This window comes from Candidatus Desulfolinea nitratireducens (assembly GCF_982879505.1).
Genome location: NZ_CEYOSI010000037.1, coordinates 9,584 through 20,423 on the forward strand (window position 1 = coordinate 9,584; position 10,840 = coordinate 20,423).

Here is a 10,840-nt window from a genome sequence, read left to right on the forward strand (position 1 = left end):
CCGAGAAACGGGATCACCCCCTCTCTTAATGGCAATTAGCGCGCAAGCGGAACCTATCCTATACCCTTATTACGAATCCGGGCAAGTGGATGGTTTGGTGAGTGGGCTCTCAGGCGGCGCAACCTATGAGCGCTTACAGGGGCAAAGCGGGCTTGGCAGAAAGTATTGGGATTCATACAGTGTTGGTCTTCTTCTTGCTGAAATTCTGATCGCCGTTGGCGCGATGGTCAATCTCCTGGCAGCCTTGAAAGTACGCCAGGCAAGAAATAAGGACGAGGGCTAAAAAATGCCTGACTTTTCTCCAGAACTTATCTCAGGCTTGATCGCCTTTCTCCTGACAGTATTTGTGCTGTCCTATTTGATTAACGATAATTTCCTCTTTAGAGCGGCAACCTATATCTTTGTCGGTGTGTCTGCGGGCTACGTGGCGGCAGTTGCCTGGCATCAGGTACTTGCTCCGCAATTGCTCCAGCCGATCCTTTCGGGATCAGGTGATGAAAAAATACGTGCCTATATTGCCCTGGTCCTGGTTTTCTTGTTATTATTAAAAGCAATTCCGCCTCTTTCGAAACTCGGCACACCCTCAATGGCTTTCATGGTCGGTGTCGGTGCTGCGATTGCGATTGGCGGGGCAGTGACAGGGACTCTCTTTCCACAAACACTGGCGGCTATCAATATTTTTGAATTCAAGGTTTTCGAAGGGATAGTGATGCTTCTTGGCACGGTCTCAACATTAATCTATTTTCAGTTTAGCGCCAGGCGCGACGACGACGGCCAATATCGTCGCAATCCAATTTTCAATTTTATTGCCTTCATCGGGAGAGTATTTATTGCCATTACCTTTGGCGTTCTTTTTGCGGGCGTTTATTCCGCAGCCCTGACTGCACTCATTGAACGCATTGATTTCATCTCAACCTTTACTTCTACCCTGAAAACACTATGGCTTCCGTAATCGAAGGTGACTCTGTTCTTGCTATTGATGTCGGTTCCGCTTCCACGCGTGCCATGCTTTTTGACGTGGTAGAAGGCCGCTATCGTTTTATTGCGATTGGGCAATCGCCCAGCACCGCACATGCTCCCTTTAACGATATCTCTGCAGGTGTTGTTGAAGCAATTGAAAAACTTCAGGAGACCACTGGCAAAACCTTTATTGATGCCGACCAACGCCTGATCACATCAATTCAGGAAGATGGAAGCGGTGTAGAAACCATTTCTACCAGCATTTCTGCAGGAGCAGCACTCAAAATCGTAATTGCTGGCCTGCTTTCAGATGTTTCCCTTGAAAGTGCAAAAAATCTTGCTGAGTCTACCTACGCCCGCGTTGTGGAAAGTCTGAGTCTTAATGACCCCCGCAAAGCAGAAGAACAAATTGATGCCATTCTCAAAGCGGACCCAGATCTGATCATCATTGCCGGGGGCACCGATCAGGGGGCATCACAATCTCTGCAAAAACTTATTGAGATCATTGGTTTGGCCTGCTACCTGATGCCCGACGACAAACGCCCGGCAATCATCTTTGCGGGCAACCAGGAAAAAGATGACGAAGTTCGTGATCTGCTTGAACCCTTAAGCAGTAACCTGCAAACGACCTCCAATATCCGTCCATCAATTACAACAGAAGATTTAGGCCCTGCCCGGGCAGCATTGGCACGCGCTTTTGTAGGGATTCGTAAAAAACAGATTCCCGGTGTTGAGGAACTGGACATGTGGGCTGGCGGGCGGGCGCTCCCCTCTGTTTTTGCCGAAGGAAGAATCATCCACCTCCTCAGCAAGCTCTATGGCCCCGAAAAGGCACTTCTTTCCGTCAACCTGGGTGCCTCTGCGGCAACCCTTTCCATCGGTTTTAACAATTGTCTCCAAACAAAAGTCTATCCTCATCTTGGGCTGGGCGAGGGGATTTCAGAATTGTTACAACACACCAGCATTGAAAATATTGCTCGTTGGCTGAGCAATGATGCACCTCATCAGCAGATCAGTGACTATATCTATACCAAGGCCCTCTATCCCAACAGCATCCCCGCGACCGAGGAAGACTTGCAAATTGAACAAGCCCTGGGACGTGAAGCCCTCAGGATCGCAATTGAAACTGCCCGGCAAGAACTTCCGGATGACGTGCCCGTAATCAAGAAAAATTTGCTACCCTTATTTGAGATTATATTGGCTGGAGGCAGTATCATTTCAAATGCCCCGACCTATGGGCAGAGCTTGCTCATCCTGCTGGATGCTCTTCAACCAACAGGAACTAGCACCCTCATTCTCGACCAAAACAATCTCCTCCCCGCACTGGGAACAGCAGCGGAGATCAACAGTATTCTACCCGTACAGGCACTCGAATCAGGTGCATTCGTCAACCTTGCCACCGCAGTTTCCCCACTCAGTTCTGCACGTTACGGAGCGAACATTTTGAAGGCCAGCATTAAACGGGCAGACGGCTCTATTAGCACAACAGTACTGAAACAAGGCGGCTTTGAAGTTATCCCCCTCAAAGCAGGGCAGGTAGCCGATCTTAATCTTCAGCCGCAAAATCGTGCCAATATCGGTTATGGCCCTGGTCGAAAAATAGCTATGAAGGTGGGGGGCAGTGCGCTTGGCATCGTCCTTGATGGGCGTGGCCGCCCTCTGGATTTGCAATCTGATGATAATCGTCGTAAAGAGCTGATCAAAAAATGGCTCTGGACGGTAGGAGATTAAATCATGCTGGCGCCAGTATCTCATAACCTTGCTCTAACAACGATCATACGCAAAAGATTATTGCCTGTTCAGGGTGAAGTGGTTGTAAAATTGAATCAACATATTCTCGCTACTGATACGGTTGCAGAAGCTGAATTTTCTCACAAACACCACCTGATTGATATTGCACATATTTTGGGGATCAAACCCAGTGTCGCTGAAAAAATGGTCAGCGTCCGTGTCGGAGAAAAACTGGCGGCAGGGACAGTTGTAGCTAAAGGGATTAAGGTGGAGCATAATGGTCGCGTTGTAGCAGCAGGCGGTGGCCAAATATTGTTGGATATCTCTGAAAAACCCTTTGAACTCAAGGCGGGGATTTCAGGAGAAGTTGTCGAATTGATCCAAAATCGTGGAGTCATTATCCAGGAAGTTGGTGCTTTAGTTCAAGGTATTTGGGGAAACGGCCGCATTAGCAGTGGAACCCTCCATGTTCTTGCCGAAAAACCAGCTGAAATACTGACAGCAAAACAATTGGATATGAGCTTGCGAAGTTTAGTCATTCTGGCGGGGTCATGCCAAAATGCAGAAGTGCTTAATACTGCGGCAGAAATCACGGTGCGCGGCTTGATCCTTTCCAGTATTCATCCCTCCCTTTTGGGATTGGCTCGCAAAATGCCCTATCCAATTGTTGTTACAGATGCAATCGGTAACCAGGCGATGAATGCCAACGCTTATAAAATTATAAGCACCAATAATCAACGGGAAAAAGTGACTGTTAATGCTGAAGCCTTTCAGCGCTATGAGGGTACGCGTCCAGAAATCATTATCCCACTGCCCCATACTGACCCGCCATCCACTCCCCGTGCCGTAGAAATCTTCGCTCCTGGGCAAAAAGTTCGTTTGCGTCGGGCGCCCCATGCTGGAGCGACAGGAACGCTGGAAAATTTACCTGCTGGGCTGAAAACCCTGCCAAATGGTTTACGTGTTATGGCAGGCGAAGTAAAACTAAATAGTGGAAAACAGATTACTGTTCCTCTGGTAAACTTGGAAGTACTGGGATAAGATAATATCCATTAAGGAAATAGGAGAGTTGCTATGGCTATGTTTGATGATAACGATATAACCTACCCTGAAGATGAAGGCCTGCCAGAAGAATCAAGCAATCGCACATTTATTATTGCAGCCAGCGTTCTTGGTGGAATAATTCTGTTGGCATTGATTTGTGTTGCCGCTTATGCTTTAGTGGTAATTCCAAATCAAAGATCGGGGGCGGACGATGTTGAAGTTACCCGTATCGCACAGAATACACAGGTTGCCCAGATGCTAACAGAAACCGCGGTTGCGAATGCCTTTCTTACGCCCATTGCAAGTCCAAGCGCGATCTTCTCGCCGACGGCCAGCCCAACTCCGGTTGTGGCGGTTGCCACTGAAACCCCAAGCCCAACACCAGATATTGCAGCCACCGGGACAGTTGCTGCTGCGTTGACCCAGGCAGCAATCGCCATCCAGACAACGGTTCCTACTGCTGCAGCCTTGCCTGATGGTGGCTTTGCAGATGATGTCGGTCTCCCCGGCCTTGCAGGTTTGATGATCGCATTGATTGCCGTTATCTTCTTTGCCCGCTGGTTCCGAAAAGCCCCTGCAAATTAATCATTTTTAGAAAAACTGCAATGCCCCAGATATTTTGAAAATATCTGGGGCATTTTTTGTATTTGCGGAAAATCTTAATATTTTTCTTGCTTAGCAAAGAAATTATATTGCTCTAGATGGCGACAAGAGCACTTTTGCATGAGGTCTAATTAAGGCACAAGATAGATCGTTGTTGCACCTTGTGAAAAAACAGGTTCCAGAAAATACTGAAATTTTGTCTCATCTACATGATAGGTTGATTTTTCCAGCAAACCAACAACCACATAGCGCACCTGATAATGATCCAGGAAGGCCTTGGTTGTATCCCAATCAGAAGTGGTATAGATCATTTCAATATCTTTTTGTCGTGAACCCATCTCTGCGTAGCCGCCGCGCCATTGAGCTTCGTGGCCGGGCCAGCCGAGAAGGGTAGGCAGCCCGGAATTTGTCGAAATCCGTGCATAACCGGTGTAACTACCGCCAACAGCTTCGAGAACAATACCATCAGGCGCGCTTTGCAGCCAGACAATCGCGGCGGCCTCATCAGGGTTGCTGCGGGTAATGTGGGCAGCACCGTCCAATGTCCAGTCTGCGGGGGAAGAAAAGCTGTCTGTTTTGCTGATTACTCCAAATACGGGATAGATGAGCCCGGCAATCAGCAGGAGGGCAAGCCCAGTCCGATGCACCCGATCCCAACCGCCACGCAGTTTCTGGAGCAGGGAAGCAGCCCCATACGCAGCAGCCAGACTCCACAAGAGCCAGGCCTGATAATAGAATTTGAAGATGGTATTCATCCGAGTCCCAAACTGATCACGCAGATAAAAATATTCGGGGGCCAGGACAAGGAGGCTGCCCAAAAGTATCAGTAAAAGGGTGAAGGAAGTGCCCCCCCTCTTTAGCTCCCCCCGTGAAACAAGGGGAGAATCAGTCCCTCTCCCACGAGCAGAGGAGGACAGGTGGGGGTTCCATAAAAGTGATAACGATCCGCCCGTGACGAAGAGCAGGGTGAGGGCTCCCGCAATAGTTTCCAGCCGACGGGGCGTGGCAGCTGAAAAGAGTTCACCGAGACTGGAGAGGTTCTGCGAGTCGAGGAAGGGCATCGCCAGGCCGGGATTGACGCGAGAGATCCCCCATGCAATCAGCCAGGAAAAAAGCCAAAGAAAGAGTGGCAAGCCCAAAGCAAGGGCGAAACCGGATCTCCAGTTGACGGGAGTTTTTTCACTGCGCCAGAGATAAATCATCCAGAAAAAGATCGGCAGCAGTAATGTCCCAAACATGACCCAGAGATGGGCACCACGCGTCGGATTGATCAGATTGGGGAGAATGCCGCCCGCCTGGGAGGCGAACCCGAGATAAAAAGGCAGATAGAGCAATATCGCAGCGATGCCCGTGAGGAGGCCGAAGTAGAGAAAATCTTCGAGGCGAGACCAGCTCCAGCCATCTTCATGGATGCGAGAGAAAAGGTAGGCAGAGGCGATCAGGGCAGCCGCGATGAGGATATCCCAGGTGTTGAGAAAGGCGAGACCGCCCAGGATGAGAGCAACGCTGAAAAGACCAAGGGGCTTGAGATGAAAACGAAAGGTTAATATTTTCGTTTCTCCACGCCAGCCACCAAGAAAGATGTTTAGCGCAACTGCGATGGCAAGCAGGGCAAAAGGCATCGAAAGAACATGGGGATGGAGATCGCCAAGTAAAAAGGAAAAGAAAGGGAATTCATCTATTGTTTCGCGGAAGTTGCCAAGCAGGTCGTAATCCTGAATGACGCGGGATGCGCGCCACCACCACCAAAAGCGTTCGGGGATCGGGGTGAGCGTGGCAGGGTCCTGGCTAAGTTCCTTCATATCCAGCCATATCCAGAAGTTAAATTTGGAGGAGCCAGAGGGCCAGAAAAATTTATATTGGTGGATAATTGCCAAAAAGCCTTCAAAATTGGAAATCAGGAGCAGGAAAAGAGGGGCAAGTAATGCAGAATAATGAAAGTTGAATCTTGAATGCCGTGGGCTATCATCTAAAGTCTGATGTCTGGAGTCTAAAGTCTGATGTCTGAAGTCTAAAGTCTGAAGTCTGGAGTCTAAAGTCTGATGTCTGAAGTCTAAAGTCTGAAGTCTGGAGTCTAAAGTCTGATGTCTGGAGTCTAAAGTCTGAAGTCTGAAGTCTGTACTCTGTAGATTGTAGAGAATGCCATAAGCCCCGATTGCGCTGAGGGCGAAAATGAGGGCGGTCATCAAATTGAAAGCGAGGCTGCCTGCTGTGGCCGTCAATTTGGCAAGCATGGCCGTCATGATAAAACCAAAATGATAGTAGGAGATGGCGTAGCCTGAGAGCCACGGGTCGCGCGGAGGGAAGGTGGGCGAGCGCAGGATGGCGTTAATGAAGGCCAGTTCCATTGGTTTTTCTGTGCCCAGCGCTTCCGGGTTGGCTGCGCGGAGGAGGGCAATTAAAGCAAAAGATAGCAGGAAGAGAATTTCAACCGTGAAAACAAGTTTCAGATTATCTTTTAGCCAGGCGAGGGGATCTCGTAAACCCTCTCCCCTTTGCGATGCCCAAAGGCTCAAAGCGATCAGAACTGCCAGCCCCAGCATGAGACCGCCGATATTATTTTGGGCGATACCGAGCGAAGTCAGCATCCAGAAGGCATAACCCCAGATCAGCATCCCTGCGGCGCGGGTGAAACTGTAGCCACGATCTGCAAATTTAGGGAAGAGGCGATAGACGAGGGGAAATGTCAACGCGCCGAGAATGATGAGGGTCAGGTACCAGGCGAGGAAATGAATCATATGTAGGGTTTTACCACATAGAAATAAAGGCCACAAAGTTTCTTTTGGTGGTCACAAAGACACACCTTTGTGTTCTTCATGCCTTTGTGGTGAAAAGTTTATGATGGTGGGAAAGAAAATACACCATTTTCATTGGGCTCAAAATCGAGGGTCTCGATGACCGCATCAAGATTGAGCGGTCCGTAGATATGAGGAAATTCCCCATGCAGAGAGGCGGGGGCTGATTCAGGCGCGGGGTGTGCGGGTGGATCCCATTGAAGAGGAGCAGTTAAGCGAGCAAGATCAATGACGAGGAGCAGTAATCCGCTTTGGGAGGTATAAAAGGCATTTGCCACCGGCGCGGCCTGTTCTGCGGTCGAGCAGTGGATAAAGCCATCTGTATCCAGACTTTCAGCACGATACTCGCCATTTTTCTGGCCCGTCGTCCAGTCTGCGCGGGGGATGATGTGATAAATAAGAGACATTGGGTTTCCTATAGGGTTTTTCTTATTTTCAGAGATTGTAATCTATCTTTGCCTTCCCTGAAAATAAAAAGACACCGCATGTTTGCACACGGTGTCTTGAATTCTTCATAATATTATCTTCTGAAAAAAGCTAGGCTCTTTCGACTGCTATCACTTCTTTGCGCAGCCTATAGGTGCCGTTCTTTGAAAGCACCTGATCCACAAATTGCTCCGGGACATCCACCATCGTCTGCTGATCCTGGATATGGATCGCGCCAATCACCTTACCGGGGATATTGGCATGATGGGCGATCGCTCCAACCACGTCGCTGGGACGTAAGCCATCTGAACGACCTTTATCAAGGTTCAAGCGCACCATGCCTGCTTCATGAGATCTTTTGGTTGAAAAATTCTCGCGAACGCTTTTTCTACCACGACCTTTATCGCGGTTATTACGTGAATTTCGCGATCCACTCGGGTCACGGCGTGAATTCCACTCGCGCACCTCGCCGATGCTTTCGATCGGACGCTGTTTTTCACTTTCACGCACAATTCGCATTGCGGCGGCGGCGATTTCAAGAGGATCGTGACCAGCTTCGACCATTTCGTTGACCATCTCGAGTTCATTCTTGTAGCGTCCGCGATTCAGCCAAACTTCCATCCGTTCAACGATCTGCATTTTTCGTTTTTTCTGGATTTCGGATTTGCTGGGCAAATTCGCTTTTGTTTGCTTTTGGCGGGTATACCCTTCAATACGGCGTAACATGCTCGTTTCTTTTGGCGTAAACAGGGTGATCGCAATGCCTTCTTTTCCGGCACGCCCCGTGCGCCCAATTCGGTGGACAAAAACTTCGGGGTCGTCTGGCAGATCATAGTTGAAGACGTGGGAGATATCATCAATATCGAGACCACGTGCGGCCACGTCCGTTGCGACGAGGACTTTGACTTGGTCATTTTTGAAACGGGACATCACGCGTTCGCGCGCATCCTGAGAGAGGTCTCCGTTTATCATATCTGCGGAAAAGCCCCGGGAAGCGAGCGCGTTTGCAAGCTCTCCTGTTCCAGCACGGGTGCGGGCGAAGATCAATGCTCGGGATACGTCTTCAGTCTCGAAAATGCGGGTGATCGCGGCGAGTTTGTCGCGCTGATTGACAACATAATAGCGCTGCTCGATGGCGGCAACGGTGAGTTGCTTGTCCTTAATGACGATTGATTGCGGCTCGTTGAGATATTTTGATGCCAAACGACGGATCGCTGTCGGCATGGTCGCTGAGAAAAGCGCGATCTGACGTCGGAGGGAGGTGGCATCAAGGAGTGTTTCAATATCATCAATAAATCCCATGCTCAACATCTCATCACCTTCGTCGAGGACAAGGGTGGTGACAGCACTCAGGTCAAGGGATTTTCTCTTGAGCAAATCGAGCAAACGTCCGGGGGTGCCAACGACCACATCCACGCCGCGTTTCAGGGCGCTGATCTGGCGTCCATAGGAGGAGCCGCCATAGATGGCAAGCACGCGAACATCCGAGTATGCGCCGTACGTTTCAAAGGCCTTGGCAACCTGCATGGCAAGTTCGCGCGTCGGCGAAAGGATCAAGGCCTGCGGTTTACGTTGTCCGGGAATTAAATTTTGGAGGATGGGGAGGGCGAAGGCAGCGGTCTTGCCTGTGCCAGTTTGCGCCTGACCGATAACATCTACGCCGGTCAGCATGATGGGGATCATTTGCGCCTGAATGGGAGTTGGCTCGGTATATCCGGCCTTCTCGAGGGCCTGCATCAAGTCTGGATGCAGGTTTAAATCACTGAACTGGGTTGTCATTTGAACTCCTACTTAATATGGGTCTTGATGGGTCCTGCGTTGCATCAACTTTTCAGCCGATGCCCCTGTTGTCTTCAACAGTTGACCCATCCCATAAGAAGTACGAGCCACTCTGTCACAACAAAAACGCCCGCATTTTTCAGGGCGTCATTTTGGAACAACCAAAACGAGAATAAAAATCTCCTTGCGAAGCTGGCGGCAGTATAACATAGTTTGTCGGAATTGGGGGTTTAGAAATTGATGTCATTGCGAGAAGGGCTTCAGCCTGACGCGGCAATCTCCATCATATTGTGGGAGATTGCTTCAGTCGTTATCACTCCTTCGCAATGACATGAACAAAGGTAAAATATCCCTATTCTTGAAAAAAGAGAGAAAATATGAACCCAACCTATGATCTATTGCTAAGCCGAAAATCTGTCCGTGCCTTTGAAAATCGTGAAGTTGAGGAAAAGATAAGGTCCAAAATCCTTGAAGCAACTTTGCGCGCGCCGACTGCCGGAAATATGATGCTCTATTCGATATTGGAGATCACCGACCAGAGCATCAAAGATAAATTGGTTAAAACCTGTGATAATCAACCCTTTATCGCCCATGCTCCAATGGTCTGGATCTTCCTGGCCGACTATCAACGTTGGTACGACTATTATATTTACTCTGGTGTAGATAGTCTTTGTGCCGAACGTGAGATCGAGATGCGCAAACCCGAGGAAGGCGATCTTTTCCTGGCCTGCTGTGATGCGCTGATCGCTGCACAGAATGCAGTCATCGCTGCGGAATCCCTTGGGCTTGGTTCCTGTTTTATTGGCGACATTATGGAGAATTATGAAATCCATAAGGAAATGTTCGATTTACCGCAATATGTTTTCCCGATCGCGATGCTGGTTTTTGGTTACGCAACACAACAGCAAAAAGACCGCGAGATGACTACGCGTTTTGATAAAAAATATATTCTCTTTGAAAATAAATATAATCATTTAGGCGACAGAGAACTTGCCAAGATGTTTGCTGAGAGAGAAAAGAACATGCCGCAAGGTAAATCAATGGGCGACGTTACAAATTTTGGACAATTTATGTTCCTGCGCAAGTTCAGTTCTGAGTTCTCAGTGGAGATGAGCCGTTCGGTGCGGGAGATGGTCAAAGCCTGGGTGGAGGGTTAGATTCTTCAAAACACGAAAATAGAGGCTGGCAATTCAAGTTTTTTTTCAACAAACAATTCCAAATATGGATGAATTTGCGAGGAGAGCTTTTCCCGACGAAGCAATCTCGTGGACAATAAGACCGCTTTGTCGTAAGAGCACAATCCTCGGGAGTCATATTTGGAATTGCTGTTGTTTAACACGCTTGCTTTTTTATGATAAAATCGGATAAATATTGTCCAATATACAAGTTATAAGGAGAACTCTAATGACGACCAAAGAACGCCTCAATACCATTCTTGAAAAATGGGACTTGCTTGAGCACCCCTTTTACCAGGCCTGGAGCGAAGGCACTTTACCGGTTGA

At 48.9% G+C, this 10,840-nt stretch carries 8 protein-coding genes and 1 pseudogene; 6 read left to right on the forward strand and 3 right to left on the reverse strand.

The window, feature by feature from the left end; genetic code table 11:
• From AC3DOM_RS05095 to AC3DOM_RS05115, 5 genes and pseudogenes are all read left to right on the forward strand, one after another.
• Positions 1–283 (forward strand): annotated as a pseudogene (locus AC3DOM_RS05095) (hypothetical protein); the annotation flags it as partial.
• A gap of 3 nt (positions 284–286) precedes the next feature.
• Positions 287–952, forward strand: coding sequence for a hypothetical protein (locus AC3DOM_RS05100; protein ID WP_487917945.1), 666 nt, complete (start codon positions 287–289; stop codon positions 950–952).
• Positions 940–2,691, forward strand: coding sequence for a glutamate mutase L (locus AC3DOM_RS05105; RefSeq protein ID WP_487917946.1), 1,752 nt, complete (start codon positions 940–942; stop codon positions 2,689–2,691). The genes AC3DOM_RS05100 and AC3DOM_RS05105 overlap by 13 nt, the downstream gene beginning before the upstream one ends.
• A 3-nt stretch (positions 2,692–2,694) precedes the next feature.
• Positions 2,695–3,732, forward strand: a complete 1,038-nt coding sequence (locus AC3DOM_RS05110) for a hypothetical protein (RefSeq protein WP_487917947.1) — start codon at positions 2,695–2,697, stop codon at positions 3,730–3,732.
• A 33-nt stretch (positions 3,733–3,765) separates the two neighbouring features.
• Complete coding sequence (locus AC3DOM_RS05115; protein ID WP_487917948.1) at positions 3,766–4,320, forward strand: hypothetical protein; 555 nt, start codon at positions 3,766–3,768, stop codon at positions 4,318–4,320.
• A 149-nt stretch (positions 4,321–4,469) separates the two neighbouring features.
• Here AC3DOM_RS05115 and AC3DOM_RS05120 read toward each other — a convergent pair whose 3' ends face one another.
• The 3 genes from AC3DOM_RS05120 to AC3DOM_RS05130 form a co-directional block, all read right to left on the reverse strand.
• A complete protein-coding gene (locus tag AC3DOM_RS05120; protein ID WP_487917949.1) occupies positions 4,470–7,076 on the reverse strand; it encodes a DUF2298 domain-containing protein in 2,607 nt (868 codons plus the stop codon).
• A gap of 98 nt (positions 7,077–7,174) precedes the next feature.
• Positions 7,175–7,540 (reverse strand): DUF952 domain-containing protein, encoded by a 366-nt coding sequence (locus AC3DOM_RS05125; RefSeq protein ID WP_487917950.1) that lies wholly within the window; start codon positions 7,538–7,540, stop codon positions 7,175–7,177.
• Between the two features lie 130 nt (positions 7,541–7,670).
• A complete protein-coding gene (locus tag AC3DOM_RS05130) occupies positions 7,671–9,338 on the reverse strand; it encodes a DEAD/DEAH box helicase (RefSeq protein WP_487917951.1) in 1,668 nt (555 codons plus the stop codon).
• A 377-nt stretch (positions 9,339–9,715) separates the two neighbouring features.
• Here AC3DOM_RS05130 and AC3DOM_RS05135 point away from each other — a divergent pair, with 377 nt between their 5' ends.
• Positions 9,716–10,495: a nitroreductase family protein gene (locus AC3DOM_RS05135; RefSeq protein ID WP_487917952.1), complete on the forward strand. Its 780-nt coding sequence runs from the start codon at positions 9,716–9,718 to the stop codon at positions 10,493–10,495.
• Positions 10,496–10,840: the final 345 nt, after the last annotated feature.

Coding starts and splice junctions, on each gene's coding strand:
- AC3DOM_RS05100 (WP_487917945.1), top strand. CDS start 287: ATGCCTGACTTTTCTCCAGAACTTATCTCAGGCTTGATCGCCTTTCTC.
- AC3DOM_RS05105 (WP_487917946.1), top strand. CDS start 940: ATGGCTTCCGTAATCGAAGGTGACTCTGTTCTTGCTATTGATGTCGGT.
- AC3DOM_RS05110 (WP_487917947.1), top strand. CDS start 2,695: ATGCTGGCGCCAGTATCTCATAACCTTGCTCTAACAACGATCATACGC.
- AC3DOM_RS05115 (WP_487917948.1), top strand. CDS start 3,766: ATGGCTATGTTTGATGATAACGATATAACCTACCCTGAAGATGAAGGC.
- AC3DOM_RS05120 (WP_487917949.1), bottom strand. CDS start 7,076: ATGATTCATTTCCTCGCCTGGTACCTGACCCTCATCATTCTCGGCGCG.
- AC3DOM_RS05125 (WP_487917950.1), bottom strand. CDS start 7,540: ATGTCTCTTATTTATCACATCATCCCCCGCGCAGACTGGACGACGGGC.
- AC3DOM_RS05130 (WP_487917951.1), bottom strand. CDS start 9,338: ATGACAACCCAGTTCAGTGATTTAAACCTGCATCCAGACTTGATGCAG.
- AC3DOM_RS05135 (WP_487917952.1), top strand. CDS start 9,716: ATGAACCCAACCTATGATCTATTGCTAAGCCGAAAATCTGTCCGTGCC.